Here is a 21850-nt window from a genome sequence, read left to right as displayed (position 1 = left end):
TTAATAAGAACAAATGTAATCACTTCAAGCCATATAATACATAACATCTATATGCGATAGCAAAAAGAGCCGTAGAGATTGATAAACACAACTTAAAGAAATTTTTAACTTATACATATAAGTGTTTCGCTAACACCTTCACTATGAACACGCGGAGAAAAAATCCCGATAGTACTGCCCTGTCCAAGAAAGATGTGGAAAAGACTCCACAGACTTCCACAACAAAGCGCAGCAAAGAAACCAAGCAAGTATACGCACCCGTAGCAGATGAACTGGATTTGCGGCAATTGTTGCAGGTCCTGCTGGACGTTAGAAGTGGCAATTTCTCCACAAGGATGTCGGCGGATAATATCGGGTTAAGTGGCAAAATCTGTGACACGCTTAATGAGATTATTTCCCTGAACGAAACCCTGGTGGAGGAACTGACGCTGGCGAGGAATACCATCGGAAAGATGGGACGTCTGAATCACCGTGTGGTCATGCCCCGTACTGCAAAGGGCTCCTGGGATAATGCGGTTGCTTCTATCAATACACTGATCTCTGATCTTGTTCATCCTACCATCGAAATAGCACACGTAATCAGTTCTGTGGCGAAGGGGAATCTTTCGCAGGAAATGCCTTTGCAGATCGAAGATCACGTGTTGCAGGGGGAATTTGCCCGTATTGCGACGGAGGTGAACGGGATGGTGAAACAGCTGAACCTCTTCTCACGTGAGGTGACGCGTGTGGCGCGTGAGGTGGGATCCGAAGGTAAGTTGGGCGGACAAGCGAAAGTAAAAGATGTGGCTGGTGTATGGAAAGACCTGACGGACTCCGTAAACCAGATGGCGGGTAACCTGACGGCGCAGGTGCGTAACATCGCGGATGTAACGACGGCGGTGGCAAAAGGTGACCTGTCCAAGAAAATTACAGTGGATGTACAAGGAGAGATCCTTGAGCTGAAAGATACAATCAATACGATGGTGGATCAGCTGAACTCCTTCTCCTCCGAGGTGACGCGTGTGGCCCGTGAGGTAGGTACGGATGGTAAGCTGGGTGGCCAGGCAGAGGTAAAAGGTGTGGCAGGTACCTGGAAGGATCTGACGGATTCTGTGAATCAGATGGCGTCCAACCTGACAGGTCAGGTGCGAAACATCGCAGAGGTAACAACGGCGGTGGCGAGAGGTGACCTGTCCCGTAAAATTACCGTGGACGTACGCGGGGAGATCCTGGAGCTGAAAAACACCATGAATACAATGGTGGACCAGCTGAACTCCTTCTCTGTAGAGGTAACGCGTGTGGCGCGTGAGGTAGGTTCTGAGGGTAAACTGGGTGGTCAGGCAACGGTAAAAGGTGTCGGTGGTGTGTGGAAAGACCTGACAGATTCCGTAAACCAGATGGCGGGTAACCTGACGGCGCAGGTACGTAACATCGCAGACGTAACGACGGCGGTGGCAAAAGGTGACCTGTCGCGTAAGATCACGGTGGATGTAAAGGGAGAAATCCTGGAGTTGAAAAATACCATTAATACAATGGTGGACCAGCTGAACTCCTTTGCTTCCGAGGTGACCCGTGTGGCTCTTGAGGTGGGTACGGAAGGTAAGCTGGGTGGTCAGGCGAAAGTGCAGGGTGTGGGTGGTACCTGGAAGGATCTGACCGATTCGGTAAACCAGATGGGATCCAACCTGACGGCACAGGTGCGAAACATTGCGGAAGTAACGACCGCGGTGGCGAATGGTGACCTGTCAAAGAAGATTACGGTAAACGTAGAGGGTGAGATCCTTGAACTGAAAAAGACGATCAATACGATGGTGGATCAGCTGAACTCCTTCGCCTCTGAGGTGACCCGTGTGGCCCTTGAGGTGGGTACGGAAGGTAAGCTGGGTGGCCAGGCGAAAGTGCAGGGTGTGGGTGGTACCTGGAAGGATCTGACCGAGTCGGTGAACCAGATGGGATCCAACCTGACCGCGCAGGTGCGTAATATCGCGGAAGTAACAACGGCGGTGGCGAAAGGTGACCTGTCGCGTAAGATCACGGTGGACGTAAAGGGAGAGATCCTTGAGTTAAAAAATACCATCAATACAATGGTGGACCAGCTGAACTCCTTCGGTTCGGAGGTGTTCCGTGTGGCGCGTGAGGTAGGTTCTGAGGGTAAACTGGGCGGACAGGCCGATGTACCGGGTGTGGAAGGTCTCTGGAAAGACCTGACGGACTCCGTGAATATCATGGCGTCCAACCTGACGTCGCAGGTACGTAACATCGCAGAGGTAACAACGGCGGTGGCAAACGGTGACCTGTCGCGTAAAATTGAAGTAGACGTTAAGGGAGAGATCCTTGAACTGAAAAATACCATCAATACGATGGTGGAACAGCTGCGCGCATTCGCTTCTGAGGTAACGCGTGTGGCCCGTGAGGTAGGTACGGATGGTAAACTGGGTGGTCAGGCGTTCGTACCGGGCGTCGGTGGTACCTGGAAAGACCTGACGGATTCGGTGAACCAGATGGCGGGTAACCTGACGGCACAGGTGCGAAACATTGCGGATGTGGCGATTGCGGTGGCGAACGGTGACATGTCCCGTAAGATTACGGTGGACGTACGTGGCGAGATCCTGCAGCTGAAAGAAACGCTGAATACGATGGTGGATCAGCTGCGTGCATTCGCTTCTGAGGTAACGCGTGTGGCCCGTGAGGTGGGTACGGATGGTAAACTGGGTGGTCAGGCATTCGTACCGGGTGTCGCTGGTACCTGGAAGGATCTGACGGACTCCGTAAACCAGATGACGGGTAACCTGACATCACAGGTACGTAACATCGCCGAGGTAACGAAAGCGGTGGCATCGGGTGACCTTTCCAAAAAAGTAACGATCGACGTAAAAGGAGAAATCCTTGATCTGAAAAACACCATCAATACGATGGTGGACCAGCTGAACTCCTTCGCTTTTGAGGTGACCCGTGTGGCCCGTGAGGTAGGTACGGAAGGTAAGCTGGGTGGTCAGGCGGAAGTACAGGGTGTGGGTGGTACCTGGAAAGACCTGACAGACTCTGTGAACATGATGGCCTCCAACCTGACGAACCAGGTGCGTGGAATCGCGAAAGTGGTAACGGCGGTGGCGACGGGTAATCTGAAACAGAAACTCTCCATCGTATCGCGCGGTGAGGTAGCACAGCTGACTGAGACGATCAACGAAATGATCGATACACTGGCATTGTTTGCCGACCAGGTAACAACGGTGGCCCGTGAGGTGGGAGTTGAAGGTAGATTGGGTGGTCAGGCGAGTGTGCCAGGTGCATCCGGTATCTGGAAAAACCTGACGGAAAACGTAAACCAGCTAGCGGAAAACCTTACCACACAGGTACGTGCGATTTCGGCGGTGGCATCGGCGGTAACGAAAGGTGACCTGACTCAGATGATCCGTGTGGAAGCGAAGGGTGAGGTAGAAGAGCTGAAAGATACCATCAACCAGATGATCGCCAACCTGAAACAGACGACCCTGCGTAACCAGGAACAGGACTGGCTAAAATCCAACCTGGCGAAATTCACGCAGATGCTGCAAGGGCAGAAAGACCTGAATACGGTAACCCGCCGTATCCTCTCAGAGCTGGCCCAGGTGGTAAATGCACAGAAAGGGATGTTCTATATTCTGGAACAGGAAGAGAACCTGCTGAATCCAAAACTCAAATTATTTGCAGCATATGCATATGGCAACGAGGTGAGCGTATCCCGCGAGTTTGCACTCGGACAGGGACTTGTAGGTCAGTGTGCCGTAGAAAAAGAACGTATCCTGCTGACCAACGTACCGTCAAATTATATTAAGATCAGCTCCGGACTGGGTGAAGCCACACCGGTTAACCTGATCGTATTGCCGGTATTGTTTGAGCAGGAGATCAAAGCGGTGATAGAACTGGCATCCTTCGATACCTTTAGCCAAACGCACTTAGACTTCCTGAGTCAGTTGACAGAAAGTATCGGTATCGTACTGAACACGATCGAGGCGAACTCCAGAACAGAGGACCTGCTGGAGCAGTCCCAGTCATTGGCGGATGAGCTGAGAAGAACGAACGAAGAACTCCAGGATAAAGCGCACCTGCTGGTGAAACAGAAGGATGAGGTGGAAGAGAAGAACAAGGAGGTGGAAGAAGCAAGAAGATCACTGGAAGAAAAAGCAGAACAGTTACAGCTGACATCTAAGTATAAATCAGAGTTCCTGGCGAACATGTCGCACGAGTTGCGTACACCGCTGAACTCATTACTGATATTGGCGCAACAGCTCTATGAAAACCATGATGGTAACCTGAATGAGAAACAGGTACGTTATGCGAAAACCATCCATAGCTGTGGTGATGACCTTATCCAACTGATCAACGACATCCTCGACCTGTCGAAGATCGAATCTGGTTATATTTCTACAGACTTTATCAAGGTACGTTTCAACGAGGTGGTATCTTTTGTGGAAACGACCTTCAAACATATCTCTGAAAGTAAGAGTCTGCGCTTCCGTATTGAAATGGATGAACAGCTGCCACAGTCGCTGGAAACGGACGTACAGCGTCTCAACCAGATTCTGAAAAACCTGTTGTCAAATGCGTTCAAATTCACAGAAAAAGGAGAAGTAAAACTCCGGATCTATGAAGCGAAACGTAACTGGCGACTGATGAATGGTAGTCTCGACAGTGCGGACAGAGTGGTTGCATTTGAAATCAGGGATACAGGCATTGGTATTTCCAAAGACAAGCAGAATATCATTTTCGAAGCCTTCCAGCAGGCAGAAGGTTCCACCAGCCGTAAGTATGGCGGTACTGGTCTGGGACTGTCTATCAGCCGTGGTCTGGCAGACCTCCTGGGTGGTTCTATCGAATTGGAAAGCGAGGTTGGAAGAGGTAGTATCTTCACTTTGTTCCTGCCATTGCAGTACAATCCGGCTGCTATCAAACGCGAAAAACAGAGTAGTCTGACCGTAGGACAATACCAGTTGCCTGAAAGCTATGAGCCTGCCCTGGTACAACCTATGGCTATTACACAGACGAAACTTCCTGAGACGCTGGAAGGCCTGAATGAGATCATCAACGAAATAGGCGACGACAGAACCCATATTATTGAATCAGACAAGGTCGTACTGATCGTCGAAGATGACGTACGTTTTGCTAAGATCATGCTGGAGAAGGCGCATGAGATGGGACTGAAAGTAGTGGTAGCGACCAGTTTCGGAGATGTGTTCGATCTGACCAACAAGTATAATCCGATTGCCGTTACACTGGATGTAAAGTTGCCGGATGCGAGTGGCTGGAGAGTACTTGATCTGTTCAAAAACGATATTAATTTAAGACATATCCCCATCCACCTGATATCCGGAGAAGAGAACCGTTTGCTGGCGATGCATCGTGGTGCAAGAAGTTTCAATCTGAAGCCACTGAAAGCAGAAGCGCTGAATATATTGTTCACCAGTATCATGGAGCATGATAGTCGCAAGACGAAGAAAGTGCTTGTGGTGGAAGACAATGAACCTGATGCATCACAGATCGCGCGTATCCTGGATAATGGAGAGCTGATTGAGATGGATTTTGTTGAAAATGGTAAAGCGGCTATTGATAAGGTGAATAGTACAGCATATGATTGTATCATTGCAGACTATATGTTGCCGGATATCGATGGTGCTGAGTTTGTAGCGAACATGAATACGGTCAACAGGCATAACGCTACACCGGTGATCGTATACTCGGCGAAGGACTTTACCAACAATGAGCGGTCGAAACTAAAGCAGTATGCCAATAAAATACTGCTGAAAGGCGTTAACTCATTGGATCTGTTGCTGGAAGAGACGATCATGCAGCTGCATATCAATCATCAGTTCCTGGCGCCGGAGAAGAAGAAGCTGATCGAAGATCTGCGTTCACAGAAAGATGTATTGATCCATAAAAATGTGCTGGTAGTCGATGATGACGTACGTAACCTGTTTGCACTGACCACCGCTTTCGAGCGTTTCCATATCAATACCATTACAGCGGAAAGTGGTAAGGAAGCCATGAATATCCTGAGTGAGAATAGTGATATTGATATTGTACTGATGGATATTATGATGCCTGAGATGGATGGTTATGAGACGATGCAGAAGATCAGAAGGGAGCATAAGAACAGTGCATTGCCTATTATTGCAGTTACGGCTAAAGCGATGAAGGGTGACAGGGAGAAGTGTCTTGAAGCCGGAGCTTCTGATTATATTACAAAACCGTTAAAAATAGATCAGTTATTATCGTTGATGCGGGTATGGTTGTATAGATAGTAATAGCGTATTCATTTGAAAAATTAAACAGTTTTGCACGAACAGGACTTAATAAAAATATTAGTTGTTGACGACCGGGCGGATAATTTATTATCGATTGAATCCATCCTGGAAAGGGAGAGCTATACGATTGTAAAAGCCAACTCGGGCAGGGCTGCACTGAAGATCCTGTTGAAGGAATATGATTTTTCATTGATACTAATGGATGTGCAGATGCCGGATATGAACGGCTTTGAAACTGCAGCCCTGATCTATCAGCGGGATAAGCTAAAGGAAATTCCGATCATCTTTATCACGGCGCATAGTCATGAGGAAGAAGCCATCTTTAAAGGCTACAAGGTAGGGGCCGTAGACTTTATTTACAAACCGATCAATCCTGAACTGCTAAGGGTAAAGGTGGGACTGTTTGTTGAACTGTACCGAAAAACACAGTCTCTTATTGCGCAGGAACAGAAGCTGCTGAATACGAATGCTTCCCTGCAACGGGAAATTGAGGAGAAAGAAGCCTCTGAGTTAAAGGTGCGCGAACTGAACAGGCAATTGTTGCAGAATAACATTCACCTGAAAGCTGTCAATGAAGAACTGGATAGGTTTGCCTATATCGCTTCACATGACCTCCAGGAGCCTTTGCGTAAGATCAGGGTGTTCAGTGATATGATCCTTCAGAAGAAGAGTAGCGCCGGCGACGTGGATAAATATGTGCAGAAGATCACCAATGCGACGATTCGTATGCAGCAACTGGTGAGCGATCTGTTACGTTTTTCCCGGCATTCTATTCAGGGGGGCGACTTTACAGTATGCGACCTGAATGACCTGGTACGCGATGCGCTGACAGAACTGGAGATCAAAGTGCAGCAATCCAGTGCCAGTATAAAGATCGAGAAACTACCTTCTATACAGGTAATACCTACCTTGATGCGACAGGTATTTTACAACCTGATCAGCAATGCGCTGAAGTTCCGCAAGAAGGAAGTGTCACCGGAGGTGCGTATCTATGCAGAACTGGTGGCATCGCCTGATCCGCATCTGCGTGAAAGACCGGATGGTAATTATTATAAGATCTTTGTTGTTGACAATGGTATTGGCTTTGAGAGTCAGTATGTCGAAGATATATTCGTTGTGTTTAAACGCTTGCATAGCTATCATGAGATCGAAGGGACGGGTATCGGTCTTTCGATCTGTAAAAAGATCATGGAGCAGCACAATGGTTTTATTACAGCGACGAGTGAGATTGATAATGGAGCGACGTTTATTATCGGAATACCGGAGAAGCAGATGTTGCCGGTGAATATGACGTTGATGGATTAAAGTCTTTATAAAACAGGAAAGGCCGCCAGCGATAAGTTGGCGGCCTTTCATGTTTTATAACAACCCAGATCAGTATTTACACGCCACCTGTTGTTTTACTTCAAATTTTCCATTCAGGCGGATATCTTCAGAAGAAGCTCCTATCATCATTGTAAAAGTACCTGGTTCAACCACCCATTTCATATCAACATTGAGTAGTCTGAGGTCATCAGGAGACAGTTCGAATTTAATTTCTTTCTGTTCGCCTGGCGCCAGGTGTACACGCTGGAATTTCTTCAGTTGTTTTACAGCAGTCACTACAGAACTGGCATCGTCACGGATGTAGAGCTGTGCTACTTCATCGCCTGCTACAGTACTTGTGTTTTTCAGTTTGAAACTCACTGTTACTTTCAGGTTATTACCAGTGGCCTGTACATCAGAATGCAGGTCTTTGTATTCGAAGCTGGCGTAACTGAGACCGTGGCCGAAGCTGTAGAGTGGTTTAGCGTCCATTTCAACATAGTCATGTCTTGCCGCACTCTTGTAGTTGTAGTAGACAGGCAGCTGACCCACAGATTTAGGGATGGATACAGGTAAACGGCCGGCAGGATTGTAATCGCCGAAGAGTACATCCGCGACAGCGTTACCACCTTCCTGACCAGGATACCACGCATTTACGATGGCAGGTACGTTTTTAGCGGCCCAGTTAATATTGAGTGGGCGACCTTCGATCAGTACCAATACAACTGGTTTGCCGGTTGCGACGATGCTTTCCAGTAACCTTGACTGTAAACCCATCAGGTCGAGACTTACTCTGTCGTAACCCTCGCCACTTTCCATATCACTTACGGCTACTTCTGCAGCTTTTACTTCAGCGGCGCCGGTGCTCTGGAAGGTTGTTTCGAAGTCACGTGCGCTGGAACCGCCAAGTACGATCACTACTGCGTCTGCCTGTTGCGCAGCAGCTACAGCAGCACTGATATTTGCGTGTGCGGTGTCACGGATCGCACAACCTTTGACATATGTTACTTTAGTATCAGCAGATACTTTTGCTTTGATACCTTCCAGTACCGTTACTATTTTTTCCTGTGGCTGCGGAGCGGTATAATCACCTAACTGGTTATAGATATTATCTGCGTTAGGCCCTATTACAGCCAGGTTTTTGATCGTTTTTTGCAATGGCAACAGGCCGTTCTCGTTTTTCATCAGCACGATAGATTCAGCTGCTACACGTTTGGATAACGCCCTGTTGGCTGCTGTACCTACGGTTTTCTCTGCTACATCCACATCTACATATGGATTTTCGAAAAGTCCCATAGTGAATTTCAGTCTGAGTACATGTGCTACCGCTGTATCCAGGGTTGTCATTGTCACTTTCTTATTGTTCACAGCTTTGATCAATGCATCGCCATATGCTTCACCACCCAGGTCTGCATCCAGTCCGGCGTTAATTGCCAGCGTAGCTGCTTCTTCCATCGTTGCGGCTATATGGTGTGTAGAACGTACGCCTGGAATACCACCGAGATCAGATACAGAGAAGCCGCTGAAGCCCCATTGTTTTACCAGTACATCTTTCAACAGGAAGCTATTTGAGCTGCACGGTATACCATCAATAGAGTTATAAGAAGCCATAATAGACAGTGCACCAGCCTTCACTGCCGCCTGGAATGGAGGTAGGTAGGAAGAGTACAGGTCACGCAGACCTGTCAGCGCAATACCGCCATTGTGACCACCCTCCGGAGAACCATAAGCGGTAAAATGCTTCAGCGTAGAAATGACATTGCTGCCACTGCCGATACTATTACCCTGGAAACCTTTTACCATAGAGATACCCATCTGACTGATCAGGTATGGATCTTCCCCGTAAGTTTCTTCCAGTCTGGACCAGCGTGGTTCACGTACCAGGTCCAGCACGGGGCCATAACCGATATGGGCTCCCTGTACGCGTGCTTCTTTTGCAATGGCACCAGCCATTTCCTGAATGAGCGCAGGGTCCCAGGTACTGGCCTGACCGATAGACGTTGAGAAGACGGTCGTACCGATCGCCATATGTCCATGCGGACATTCTTCTGCCAGCAGTAATGGAATACCCAGGCGGGTATTTTCCATCATGTACTTTTGCAGGGCATTGGTTGCGATAGCTGCCTGTTTAGGCGATAAGCCGGTCACTAATGTCTTTTGCGTCCATGGATCGGCCCTCAGCGTAGCCCAGAAACTGCCGATATACCTTTTGGACATTACAGATTTAAACTTGTCACTGACGCCTACGGAGTCGCCTTTTTTGTCATACATCTCCCATCCCAGCAAGGTACAGAGCTGACCTACCTTTTCTTCCAGTGTCATTCTTTTCAGGAGATCCTTCACCCTGGCATCAACCGGTGCTGATGCATTTTTGTAGACAACTGAAGTAGTGGAGGTCTTTTTGACCTGCGCGAAGGCTTGAGTGCCAAGACCGAGCATTGCAATGCAAAGCATAAAATGACTACGGTTACCGGCGAATTTTTTCATTTTCATTGGACCTGTTGATAAGATTCTACTATGTTGAGTTAATTGACAATCATTCAATTAATCAGGTTGTAAGTAAAAATAATAAGTAGGTCGGGGAATTTCAGAATAATTTTCAATCCGCACGTTTTTAATGGTAAAAAGGACACTTAATCTTCATTTTTTACTGTGCTTAATCTGCTGATCATTATGAGAAAAGAGTATGATTACAACTAAACCGCCCCTTCGATAATTTATACAACATTTGAAGGCATATGGCAATTGCCGCCCCGCGCATGCATAAATACCTTTGATCCCATAATTCACACACTAAATTATAGAGATCATGTCTAATGCGACTAAACACACAGGTGCAGAAGCTCAACCATCACCTGCATTACTTACACCCGACAATCACACACTCGTACTGATCGACTTCGAAGGTCAGATGGGCTTTGCTACCAAGAATATTGATATCATGGAACTGCGCCAGAACGTAGCACTGATAGCTGGTGGCTCTAAAATTTTTAATGTGGCGACTGTTGTGACGACCGTTGCAGAAGACAGCTTCAGCGGACCTGTATTCCAGGAACTGGAAGAGGCTTATCCTAAAGCGACATCCGGTTATATCGACAGGACTTCCATGAACACATGGGAAGATATTAACGCGTACAGAGCGATTGTGGGTAAAGGAAAGAAGAAGATCGTACTGGGTGGTCTGTGGACAGGCGTATGTATCGTAGGACCTGCATTATCCGCTATCGCAGAAGGTTACGAAGTATATGTGATCACGGACGCTTGCGGAGACGTATCTGTTGAAGCGCACGAAAGAGCGGTACAGCGTATGTTACAGGCAGGCGCTATTCCGATGACTTCCGTACAATATGTACTGGAACTGCAACGCGACTGGGCAAGAACAGGTACTTATGAACCGGTTACTACCCTGATGAAGAAACACAGTGGTGCTTATGGCATCGGTATTCAGTACGGACACAACATGCTGAAACACTAATCAGTATTCTTTATAGCAGTTATTACTGCACACAATACAACGAGACAGGGCGCCTGTGCCGGAGGCACGTTATTATGTGCCTCCGCATGACAGGCTGATTAGCGGACGTCCTGCATAAACGGCATCAACCGTTCAAATACAATAGCATGAAAGCGGATTTAATACTTTATAACGGGAATATCCATACAGTAGATCATGAGCAGCCGACTGCAACAGCTGTTGCTATCAGGGATGGCAAATTTGTAGCAGTGGGCGATGATAGTACTGTGATGCAATATGCAGACGATAGTACAAAGATGATTGATCTGAAAAGAAAGCGTACGATCCCTGGTATTAATGATTCCCATACACACCTGATACGTGGCGGTCTGAATTATAACCTGGAGCTGCGCTGGGATGGCGTACCTTCTCTGGCGGATGCAATGAGGATGTTAAAGGAACAGGTGGCCCGCACTCCTACTCCGCAATGGGTGCGTGTTATCGGTGGATGGAGTGAATTTCAGTTCGCCGAAAGACGGATGCCTACACTCGAAGAAATCAATGCTATTGCCCCTGATACGCCGGTGTTTATCATGCACCTGTATAATAGTGCATTGTTGAACAGAGCAGCGTTGAAGGCAGTAGGATATACCAAAGATACACCTGATCCTCCGGGTGGTAAGATCCAGCGTACTGTCAGCGGAGAACCAACCGGATTGTTACTGGCCTCTCCGAGTGCTGCCATTTTGTACGCTACATTAGCCAAGGGGCCGAAGTTGTCATACGAATACCAGATGAATTCTTCCCGTCATTATCTGCGGGAAATGAACCGGCTGGGTATAACCAGCGTTATCGATGCGGGTGGTGGATTCCAGAACTTCCCGGATGATTATAAAGTGATAGATGAACTGCATAAAAACGGCGAACTGACCGTACGTATCGCTTACAATCTTTTCACACAGCGTCCTAAACATGAAGAAGAAGATTTTGATAGCTGGGTGAAATCAGTGCAACTCCACCAGGGGGATGATATGTATCGGCATAATGGTGCAGGAGAAATGCTGGTGTTTTCGGCAGCAGATTTTGAGTCGTTTATGAACCCTCGTCCGGATCTGCCTGAAGTGATGGAAGAAGAGCTGGAAAGGGTTGTACGACTGCTGGTCGCAAATCGCTGGCCTTTCCGTTTACATGCTACTTACAATGAAAGCATCACCCGTTTCCTGAATGTATTTGAGAAAGTGAACAGGGATATTCCATTTGATGGTCTCTCCTGGATCTTTGATCATGCGGAAACGATTGATGAGAAAAATATAGAAAGAGTAAAAGCACTGGGAGGAGGTATCGCGATACAAAGCAGAATGGCTTTCCAGGGAGAATATTTTACGGACAGATATGGTAAGGCTGCTGCTGCTCAGACGCCACCTGTAAAGAAGATGCTGCAGATGGGAGTACCGGTTGGTGCGGGTACAGATGCTACCCGTGTATCTTCTTATAATCCCTGGATCGGCTTGTATTGGCTGAGTGCCGGTAAGACCGTCGGCGGACTGGAACTCTACGACAATCAACAACGCCTCAGCAGGGAAACCGCCCTTGAACTCTACACAAAAGGCAGTGCATGGTTTTCCAGTGAACAGCATAAAAAAGGCTGTATCAAAACAGGTATGCTGGCAGATCTGACAGTGCTGGACAGCGATTATTTCACCATTGAGGATGAAGCGATCAAGTCTATCGAAGCTGAACTGACAATCGTCGGGGGGCGAATTGTGTATGCGAAAGATGATTTCCAGCAATGGGCGCCACCAGCCATCCCGATATTGCCTGACTGGTCTCCTATCGCTATTTACAATGGTTATTATCCCGGTTCGAACAGACTGAGTGCCAAAACACCTCCTGCAAAAACAGCGTCTGCTCCTGCTGCTGATATCAGCGCTGTCGTGCACCAATGTATAGGCAGTTGTAGCGTACACGCACATGATCATGATAAAGCACGTATGAGTGAGGTGCCAGTTAATAACTATACAGCATTCTGGGGCGCATTGGGTTGTTCCTGTTTTGCTTTTTAATCCAATAATAAGCGCATGACTGAGATAATCAAACATTTGCTGTATGCCGATGCAGGCAGTGATTTCAATAACTGGGTGTTGCTGGTATTCCGGGTATTGCTGGCATTTGAGTTATTCAGGGTACACGGACTAAAGAAGTTCAGGTTAGAAAACGGTGAACGGGAACATGTGCCTAATCCTTTGCATCTGCCAGACAAACTAAATGGTATGATGGCTACCCTGGCAGATACAGTAGCGCCTTTTCTGGTGATGATCGGTATCGGTACACGCTTGATTGTATTGCCCATTATCGGCGTGACCGCCATCGGTTATTTTGTCGTACACCGTCACGACAATGCTGAAGTAAGGGACGTTCCCTATATGTATACGCTTTGTTTCCTGTTCCTCTTATGTATGGGCGCAGGTACGATATCAGCAGATCACTACCTCTATTCAATATTAACACAGTAAATCTATTTGCAGATGGAACCAAATATCGGTATCAAAAAAGACAACCTTTCCTCAGTAGCACATGAACTGATGAAAATACTGGCAGACGAATTCGTACTCTATACCAAAACGCGTAATGCTCACTGGAACGTAGAAGGACCGGATTTTCATTCTAAACACGTATTCTTTGAAGCGCAGTATGAAGAACTGGACGAGATTATGGACAGCGTTGCAGAACGTATCCGTTCTATCGGTCACTACTCCCCCGCTACCCTGAAAGAGTACCTGTCGCTTACACATCTGACAGAAAAAAGCCGTTCGGCCAATGATGGCGCTGGTTTTATCCGCGAACTATTGTCAGACCATGAAAGCATTATCATTCACCTGCGCGAGAATGTGAACCGTTTTGCGAATGAATGGCATGACCTGGGTACCAGCGACTATATTACTGGTTTGATGGAGACGCATGAGAAGATGGCCTGGATGTTAAGAGCTCATTTAAGATAATCTGATATGGATAAAAAGAATATTGCCCTTGTCAGCTTAATCCTGGCCTTTGCTGCCGGTTTCTGCGATGCGGCTACTTTCACGGCAGCAGATGAGTTATTCTCTGCGCATGTGACAGGCAACTTTATCGTTTTTGCTTATGACCTGATCAGAGGTGCAGGAACACAATCCTGGTTAAAACTATTGTCTTTCCCGGTATTTACGGTGGCGGTAGTCGGTGCCGGCTGGTATGCACCTAAGCTGAAAAGCGGCTATACCCTGTTATTTGCAGAAGGGGTCATCTTGCTGGTGGCCGGTGCATTTGATCTGGCATTTGACCGGCCAGGCACTACCTGGTCGGCGGTATTACCTTATGTGGTGGTGCTGGCCATGGGGATACAGAATGCTTTCGGGCGACTGTACGCCACAGCGGCTTATGCGCCTACGACCATGATGACGGGGAATGTGACGCAGCTGACGCTGGATGTCGCAAAGATATTGATGCCAGGTGTATGGAACAGTGATAAACGTCCGGCGTTCGGGAAACAGTTCATTATTATTGGCGGTTTCCTGGGCGGTTGTGTGGCCGGCGCCTTTCTGGCGGCCCACTTCGGGTTATGGACAATTGCTTTACCAGGATTGTTGTTGCTGTTCATCAGTTTTCTCTGATCACTGACAACAGGATGAATATTTATTAAAGACGGGAAATGGAAAAGGGCTGCCCGCCTTGGCGGGACAGCCCTTTGTCGTATATGTAGAAATGGATGAAAGGGTTATTTATTTTCAGCGGATTCCGCTTTGTCTGTTTGTGCTTCAGTTGTTTGTTTGTTGCCCAGTTGTTCCAGCAGTCTGAGACCGAGTAATCCGCCGATCGGACCGTTGGTACTATCGCCGCCACCACCGATAAGAATATCAGGCATGATCTTGATATGTTGTTGACCGATGGCTTCCATTACCTTCAATTGCGTAAAGTTGTTACCACCCATCGCTTCTACCGCCAGTTTATAAGACTCGGCGCTTGACTTACCGATCGCCAGGATTTTTTCCGCTTCCGCGTTACCTGTGAGGGAGATCTTTTCTGCGTCCGCTTTTGCGATCAGTTCCGTTCTTTCTGCTTCTGCCTTCGCAAGTACACGTACTTTTTCCGCCTCACCACTTGCCATCAGTTTCATTCTGTCAGCTTCCGCGTTTGCCTGCAGACGTACGCTGTTCGCGTCACCCGTTGCTTTTTTCACCGCAGCGTCGGCAATCCTTTCTGCGATCAATACACCCTGGTCGGCTTTTACGATCTCCTTCTGGATTTCGGCGATCGCGGTTTCTTTTTCCAGTGCCTGCCTTGTTTCCTGTGCACGCATCTGGGTGTCGTAAGTTACTTTCTGTTCTTCCGCCAATTTACGGTCAGTCAGTGTTTTCATCAGACTTTCCGGTGGAACGATGTCACCTATAAGGGTATCCACACCGAATACGTTGTATTGTTCCAGCACTCTTCCGATATGTGCTTTCGCAGATTCCTGACGTTCCTTACGGCTCTTCAGGAAGTCGATCACCTCAGCATCCTGCGCGGAGTTACGGAAGTAGTTACCGATTGTTGGTTCCAATACCTGTGTTACCAGGTTGCTCATGTTACCGAAACGTGCGATCACCTTAGGCGCTTCATTAGAAGGGATGTGGATGATCTGTGCGACATCCAGGTTGAAGGTAAAACCGTCCTTACTACGTACTGTTATGGTAGAAAGGTTTTTATCCAGCTGGTGCGCTTCACTGCGGGCGGAGGCCCAGTTTAACACCAGGTTGGTTGTTGGTACATATTCCACCTTCATGATGTAGGAGTTGATCGGATACTTACCCGGTCCTAGTGGTTCTGCCCATACCCCTTTATGGTTTTTTGCGACGATATTACCGTGTTTGAATTCGGTACCGCTGATGTCTTCACCTTCGTTACCTACATAAGAGATGACAACACCCACATGGCTGATCGGGATTTCCGTCATCTGACGCATTTCCACCTTGGCAAACCATGGGTTGAGGAAGTAAGAACCGGCAAGGATTACCTGCTCCTGCAAACCTTTATACCCACCATTGCTCAGGAAGGCGTCTGCATCCTGGAAGTTGTTATGGTTCTGAATGATCTTACCGGCGATCTGACCATTTTCGATAGCCTGCCCTTCAAGGGTGGTTACGATAGCGACCGTGTTGTCAGGTACGGTGGTCATATCAGTGATTTCCACTTCGAACAGGAAGGTGTTCACACGGTAAGAACCAGGCGTCATAATGGCTGTCTGACGACCCTTCTGACCGCCATTGTTCAGGAATGCCTCTGCGTTCTGATAGGCGTCGCTTTCTACACGACGGGCAAGAATAGCACCCGGATTGAGTGGGGTACCGTCTTTTGCCAGTACCAGACCGATTTTACCGGTAGGGATGATGGTGAAGGACTGGAAGGTTACTTCATACTGCCAGAACCATTTCCAGAAGTATACACCGGGAGCCAGTGTCTGGGCCTGAAAACCCGCTTCCCCGCCGGTAGCGATGATACGTCCTTCGGGCAGCTCCTGTTTACCCATCAGCACGAATTTTTTGGTCACAAGACCGATCTTGTCTTCCGGTACGATTACAAGACCGAAGAAGACGCGAAGAATGTACTTGTAAAATACAAGACATAGGATGGGCAGGCCGATCATGATCAGCCACCTGATCACTTCAGATGATTGCATAGTGTTGCTGTTTAGTGTTTATATATGTGAATGGAAATAAGATGCCCTTGACGCGTATGTATGTATATACGCGGACAAATCGTACGTTGCCGTACAAGTGTGCATAGCAATGCCATGTACAGTTTGAACTGTATTACAGCAGATCGCTGACAGAAAGCCTGTTAAAACTTTCCGTCGTTCGTAAACTTAAATTCCGGGGGGAGAAGTGTTAAGAATGGTGAAGTGTAAAAAGTGCAAGTCAGCACGTATAGAGGAATCGGTGTCCATTTGTAAATTGATTACCATACAAAGGTTATAACAATTTTCTGAATTGCAAAAATGATTTGGAATAATGAGAATAAAACCGGGTGTAAAAACACCCCACTACAATATGTAAATCACATCGTTATGCAATGTGCATAACTTCTATAAATTTTTTTGTTCCAAAGTAGTGTTTTCTAGTGCTTTAGGTATTCGTCGACGTCCGGACAGTAGGTACGTGCATCGATAAATGTTTCCGTGTCAGCATATCTTTCTTTCAGGACAGCCAGGTAAGGATAGCTGTATGGTAAAATCTCTTTTTTGTAGTTGGAAATACCGTTCGTTGAACTGTACCGTGATTCTCCGATAAAGAAGTTATATCTGGCCTGGTCACATACCGTCATCATGAGTAATACTTTTGCATGTAGTTCCTTCTGTATACCGGAACACTGACGTGCTTTTTCATACATCTCCATTGCATGATTACACCGGTAGTAATCGTTTTTGAAGATCGCCTTATTCGGATAGAAAGAGAAGTAAGCCCATTGATAATCATCTTCCTCCTGGCTATGCGGCTCGCTGCTTGACTTGCCGTAACTGCTTAGCATCCAGCATCTGCCGTGGTAACTGATGTTAAAATAGGCATTCCCAAGCGCATAATAGAAGTGTGCTTTGGCGGAATTGTCTGTAGCTTTCGCCAGACTGTCTTCCAGTAAAACAATGTCTTTTACGATTGCTTTTTTGCTTGCAAAAAGATAACGCTTTTGTACTGGTTCGTTAGGTATGAGCGATGCCGGACTGCCGATATAAGTCCGGGTAAGATAAGTACTATAGTCATAGTTAACCTCCCAGAAGTCATCCGCTATCTTATCGAGCGTAGTAGCAGCTGCTTTGAATTGATGTTGTCGTACCTGTAAAGTAGCTTTTACATCCCTGTAAAAATCATCAGGTGCCCAGATGGCTGGCGAGATCATTTTTTCAAAAGGTGTTTTATTCGTTTTATGTTTTAATGCAATCACCTTATCCAGATCTGCCGGAGCGGCATATTTGTCAAAATAAGCGATCCGTGAATAACTGACCCGGGAGGTATCCTCTATATAACCTGTATATTCATTGATCACTGTTTTTGATTGCTGTATGAGCAATCCTGCAGTCAGATGATCTCCCAGTGTGCGATAACGCTGTCCCAGTAAGAGGTAAAGTGCCGAACGCAGATCCCTGTTCTGGCTCCAATCATCTTCAGCATATGTCAATTGTTCCCCTCTCATGATGGTGCCGACTTTTTCCAGGGCATGAAACTGTTCGTACAGGTATTGTTTCACCTGATTGCTATGAAGGTCTTTTGAATAAAAAGAACTGAGCAGGTTTTCTACGATTGCCTGCCGGCGGAAGGTATTATCCTTCAGGTTTTTGAGTCCGGCGGTATAAGTAGCGGCAGTTGCATATTGACCATCCATATTATACAGGTGCGCAATAGCCAGACGTAGCATATCTCTGTGTGGTGTTTTCCTTTGCTGCATACTGATCAGAAAATCCCGTAGTGTACGGAGATATTCCCGGTCGCTCTGCAGGTTTTTCTTCGCATAATAGAAATAACTGGTATCCGGCTTATTATCTCTTTCCGGATCGTTTTGTTCAGCAGCCAGTTTTTCTTCATAGAAGGTATTTACATTGATCATTGGATTGAATCCAAGTACGGTGGGGGAATAAATCCAGTCTTCCAGTTTGTTGACTTCCCGGCATACCAGCATGGGCAGGAATTCATTATCAGGTGCTATTTCATAGAGTTTTTGCAGGTATTCCAATGCCCGCCCCGGTTGTTTTAATCCCTGCATCAGCGCTATTAACGCTGACAGGTGCGGATCCGGTTTGGTGGCTGCAAGATCTTTAAGTTCCTGTTTTGACAGGTAACCGAAGACGAATCCTTTTTTACTTTCTGAGCGCTCAAACGTTTCCAGCAGGAAGCGGGTACGCTCATTTTTGTCTGGTTGTATCAGGGCATAATATAATAGGGCCCAGTCGGCAACAATCGTTTTATGGTTCTTCAGATGGGCATTATAATAGTCGGTCAGCTGTGGTCTTAACACTGAATCTGCATTGTAGTAATACATTTTGACCAGCTGAAAGGCATAACGGTCTTTCAGGAAAGGCATTGTTGTCGTGTGGGTTTTCTGGCGAACGACGTGCAGGATAGAATCTGTATTGACGCTGCCAGCTCTTTCGTTCCAGGGATCCAGTTCGCCCTGCTGACTGAATTCTATCTGTTTGGCCAGTGCCATATAGTCCAGTACCTCTTTCTGAGCAGGTTGACATAGCCATTTTACAAAAGAATTGTCTTTCAGCTGCTGCCATTGCTTATGCTTATAGGCATACAGAAAATCGTCCGGAGAAAGGTCATACTGTACGGTATATATATCCTTTAAAGAGACTGTTTTCCCGGTTAGCTGCTGCCATTCATTACAATTCTTCCAGTAATCCTTCTTCCGGGGATCTGAGTCAAAATAACTGACGAAGGGAATCGAATAATAGAGTGGCGCCAGGTCGTTTTTCCCTGACAGGTCCGGCTGGAACAGGGCAAAACGGTAAGCTTCATCAGGTAATTCCGGTCCGCAGCTTTGCGTATCCAGATAAGGAACAAACACTAAAGCAACAACACTAACGGCCAGCAAAAGCCGTTTTAATAACTTTTTCATATGTCATAATTGATGACTGATGCCAGTGATAAAAAGCAATACGTTTGTAATCGGGGATTTTTTCTTCTACCAGTGTAATGGCCGTCTGTAAGGTAGCTGTATCGGGGTACTCCATGCGCAGTATATCTCCTGCACGATAATAGTTCTCACCCAGTACAGTATCGGTCTTAATACGGTAGCGTTGTTTGTCGATTGCGGCAAATGAACTGGTATCTTCAATGAATTCCGGTCCGTCGTGGACGATCCCTTTGAATTCATTTCCCCTGAACCAGGCATACCAGCCAAATACGGGAAAGGCAATATCCAGCGGAAGCGGATAATCGTCGCCAGAGAGGTACTGTTTCAATGTGTTGACATCAAAGATAGAGTTAATGGTGCTGACATCTTTGATATTGCCGAGGTTATAACACATCAGCATTCCCCGGTCAACCGGAGGAATGCCTGTTTTATCAGGGTATTTATAAGGATACAACCTGATGGTAGCAGATAAGGTATAATCCGGGAACAGTTGTCTGATTTCTTTCAGGAAATGAAAATACTTATCCTTCGTACCCGCTGTCCAGTCACAGTCGATCTGGATTTCGGGGCGTTGCTTTTCCTGCGGCACGACTGAATCATGCGTATGTTTTATATTACTGCTCAGCTGATTGATCTTATCAGCGACTCTTCTGGCCAACAGTGCACAGGAACTGTCCAGCATTCTTTCGAAGGTCCGGTTAGTGATAAATACGACCGGCGTATAACCGTCCCTGATGAATTGTGATACCTCATAAATACCTCTGAATGCTGCCTTAGGTATGGGCATAGAGAGGTTTTCGCTCCAGTCTACATCAAATAAATGCAGGTAAACGTGTGATGCACCAAAAGTCCGTCTCAGGGAGTCCTGCGGATCACTTGAGGGATACCGGTCATAGATTAAAGTATAATCTGATTTCCAGTAATAAAAGGCATGTTCGGGTGGTGTACGTTTGGACGTACAAGCATTTAATACCAGGAAAACCAGCAGTAGCAGCAATACTTTGGAGTGATACATAGATCGGTGGGAAAGTGAGATAAATGTACCAAAAAAAGTAATACTGAATTGTTAAAACATCAAGGTGCCGTTATCAATATCTATTGTTGTTGCTTCAGGTTGCTGTCTGGTGATATAAGGGATGGTCTCTACGCTAAAAAGACCGGTAGTTGTAAGTCCGAATGCGGCGCCTCCGAGGCCGCCTGTCATTGCACCCCAGAAGATCGCTTTGTTTCTGCGGTTGATCGCGTCCAGGTAATTGGACAGTACAAAACTGTTACCGCTTTTCTCGATAGGAATCAGTCGTTCTTTATGGTATTTATACAGTTCTCCGTCTTTACAAATACCCCATGCATTTTCAACTGCCGGACCTGCATTATCATTCGTGTCCATTTCCTGAATGGTCACTTTTCTTTTTTTGATCTCCACGTTGAACTTCTCAATGGAAGGCTGGTTGTTCAGGAATTCCTGGTAGGTTTTGTAGACGCCTGGTTTATAGATACTCGTTTGCAGGATGGGTAATGCAAAACGGTTTTGTTCTTTGGACAATACGTCTGCTACGGTCAGTGTGGCGTTGCCGGTAGCTGTATTCGCCGCATCGACAGACCTGCCCCAGAGCAGTTCGAATACTTCAGCGATGTTCTGATCGTGTTTGTGGGTAACATCCATACCACCTTTTAATAATACCGTATCGAGTGAACTTATGAGTTGATAGTGTGCATTGTCCCTGCTCAGGTAAGCATTGGCTTTTAATCTGACATAAGCCTTTTCACTCATGGCAAAAGTATGTTCGTTGATACGGAGGTCTTCGACTACCCAGAGCAACTGTGCACCCGAAGCCGTCAATGCCGTTTTAAAACGGGTATCTACAAAATCTTGGAGATAGGCATTCCAGGGTTTGTCAGGTACGGCACTGATCTTTTTATTTGCCATACCTACCTGAACGAAACCAAGCCGGAGGGTGTCTCCGCAGGAAGGGATCACCTTGATACCCGCAATAGGGGCGGCGGGTGCTGATATCTCAGCTGGTTGCGAAGACAGCTTTATCTTCTTAACTCTTTCCGCTTTTTCCGGAAGATCATTATCTGTTGGGTATTGTGCTTTGGCAGACAGGAATTGTACCAGTAGCAGGCTAACAGTCAGAATATGTTTCATGGGTATAAGCATTTTGCTCCTTAAATATAAGTAATTCGG

At 46.8% G+C, this 21850-nt stretch carries 12 protein-coding genes; 7 read left to right on the top strand and 5 right to left on the bottom strand.

All coding sequences use genetic code 11. The features are described from left to right. Positions 1-143: 143 nt before the first annotated feature. On the top strand, positions 144-6257 hold the full coding sequence (locus tag CPIN_RS01605) for a HAMP domain-containing protein (RefSeq protein ID WP_012788000.1): 6114 nt from the start codon (positions 144-146) through the stop codon (positions 6255-6257). A 33-nt stretch (positions 6258-6290) separates the two neighbouring features. Beyond that, entirely contained in the window at positions 6291-7565 is a 1275-nt protein-coding gene (locus CPIN_RS01600; protein ID WP_012787999.1) for a sensor histidine kinase, read from the top strand. A 69-nt stretch (positions 7566-7634) separates the two neighbouring features. Here CPIN_RS01600 and CPIN_RS01595 read toward each other — a convergent pair whose 3' ends face one another. Further along, a complete protein-coding gene (locus tag CPIN_RS01595; protein ID WP_222838179.1) occupies positions 7635-10052 on the bottom strand; it encodes a glycoside hydrolase family 3 N-terminal domain-containing protein in 2418 nt (805 codons plus the stop codon). A 322-nt stretch (positions 10053-10374) separates the two neighbouring features. On the opposite strand from CPIN_RS01595, the gene CPIN_RS01590 reads away from it, so the two are divergent. The 5 genes from CPIN_RS01590 to CPIN_RS01570 all read left to right on the top strand — a co-directional run bounded on the left by CPIN_RS01590 (position 10375) and on the right by CPIN_RS01570 (position 14666). Further along, the gene (locus CPIN_RS01590; protein WP_012787997.1) at positions 10375-11040 is read left to right on the top strand and encodes an isochorismatase family protein; all 666 of its coding nucleotides are present in this window, start codon (positions 10375-10377) and stop codon (positions 11038-11040) included. Between the two features lie 146 nt (positions 11041-11186). Beyond that, positions 11187-13082, top strand: coding sequence for an amidohydrolase (locus tag CPIN_RS01585; protein ID WP_012787996.1), 1896 nt, complete (start codon positions 11187-11189; stop codon positions 13080-13082). 15 nt (positions 13083-13097) lie between these two features. After that, complete coding sequence (locus tag CPIN_RS01580; protein WP_012787995.1) at positions 13098-13532, top strand: DoxX family protein; 435 nt, start codon at positions 13098-13100, stop codon at positions 13530-13532. 12 nt (positions 13533-13544) lie between these two features. Further along, positions 13545-14018 carry a Dps family protein gene (locus CPIN_RS01575; RefSeq protein ID WP_012787994.1) on the top strand — a complete coding sequence of 158 codons (474 nt, stop codon included), beginning with the start codon at positions 13545-13547 and terminating at the stop codon, positions 14016-14018. A gap of 6 nt (positions 14019-14024) precedes the next feature. After that, positions 14025-14666 (top strand): YoaK family protein, encoded by a 642-nt coding sequence (locus tag CPIN_RS01570; RefSeq protein ID WP_012787993.1) that lies wholly within the window; start codon positions 14025-14027, stop codon positions 14664-14666. Between the two features lie 104 nt (positions 14667-14770). Here the strand turns inward: CPIN_RS01570 and CPIN_RS01565 are convergent, their stop codons facing one another. From CPIN_RS01565 to CPIN_RS01550, 4 genes are all read right to left on the bottom strand, one after another. Further along, complete coding sequence (locus CPIN_RS01565; RefSeq protein WP_012787992.1) at positions 14771-16711, bottom strand: SPFH domain-containing protein; 1941 nt, start codon at positions 16709-16711, stop codon at positions 14771-14773. Between the two features lie 437 nt (positions 16712-17148). Beyond that, the gene (locus CPIN_RS01560) at positions 17149-19644 is read right to left on the bottom strand and encodes a hypothetical protein (RefSeq protein WP_044217618.1); all 2496 of its coding nucleotides are present in this window, start codon (positions 19642-19644) and stop codon (positions 17149-17151) included. Beyond that, the gene (locus CPIN_RS01555) at positions 19607-20677 is read right to left on the bottom strand and encodes a hypothetical protein (protein WP_012787990.1); all 1071 of its coding nucleotides are present in this window, start codon (positions 20675-20677) and stop codon (positions 19607-19609) included. Before CPIN_RS01555 ends, CPIN_RS01560 begins: the two co-directional genes overlap by 38 nt. Before the next feature lie 51 nt (positions 20678-20728). Next, a complete protein-coding gene (locus CPIN_RS01550; RefSeq protein ID WP_012787989.1) occupies positions 20729-21811 on the bottom strand; it encodes a hypothetical protein in 1083 nt (360 codons plus the stop codon). Between the last annotated feature and the right edge of the window lie 39 nt (positions 21812-21850).

This window comes from Chitinophaga pinensis DSM 2588, from assembly GCF_000024005.1.
GTDB classification, from domain to species: Bacteria; Bacteroidota; Bacteroidia; order Chitinophagales; family Chitinophagaceae; genus Chitinophaga; species Chitinophaga pinensis.
This window is presented reverse-complemented; position numbering and strand designations above follow the sequence as displayed.

Bases quoted from the DNA above. Each gene is read 5' to 3' on its own strand.
- CPIN_RS01605 (WP_012788000.1), top strand. From the start codon at position 144: ATGAACACGCGGAGAAAAAATCCCGATAGTACTGCCCTGTCCAAGAAA.
- CPIN_RS01595 (WP_222838179.1), bottom strand. From the start codon at position 10,052: ATGAAAAAATTCGCCGGTAACCGTAGTCATTTTATGCTTTGCATTGCA.
- CPIN_RS01590 (WP_012787997.1), top strand. From the start codon at position 10,375: ATGTCTAATGCGACTAAACACACAGGTGCAGAAGCTCAACCATCACCT.
- CPIN_RS01585 (WP_012787996.1), top strand. From the start codon at position 11,187: ATGAAAGCGGATTTAATACTTTATAACGGGAATATCCATACAGTAGAT.
- CPIN_RS01580 (WP_012787995.1), top strand. From the start codon at position 13,098: ATGACTGAGATAATCAAACATTTGCTGTATGCCGATGCAGGCAGTGAT.
- CPIN_RS01575 (WP_012787994.1), top strand. From the start codon at position 13,545: ATGGAACCAAATATCGGTATCAAAAAAGACAACCTTTCCTCAGTAGCA.
- CPIN_RS01570 (WP_012787993.1), top strand. From the start codon at position 14,025: ATGGATAAAAAGAATATTGCCCTTGTCAGCTTAATCCTGGCCTTTGCT.
- CPIN_RS01565 (WP_012787992.1), bottom strand. From the start codon at position 16,711: ATGCAATCATCTGAAGTGATCAGGTGGCTGATCATGATCGGCCTGCCC.
- CPIN_RS01560 (WP_044217618.1), bottom strand. From the start codon at position 19,644: ATGAAAAAGTTATTAAAACGGCTTTTGCTGGCCGTTAGTGTTGTTGCT.
- CPIN_RS01555 (WP_012787990.1), bottom strand. From the start codon at position 20,677: ATGTATCACTCCAAAGTATTGCTGCTACTGCTGGTTTTCCTGGTATTA.
- CPIN_RS01550 (WP_012787989.1), bottom strand. From the start codon at position 21,811: ATGAAACATATTCTGACTGTTAGCCTGCTACTGGTACAATTCCTGTCT.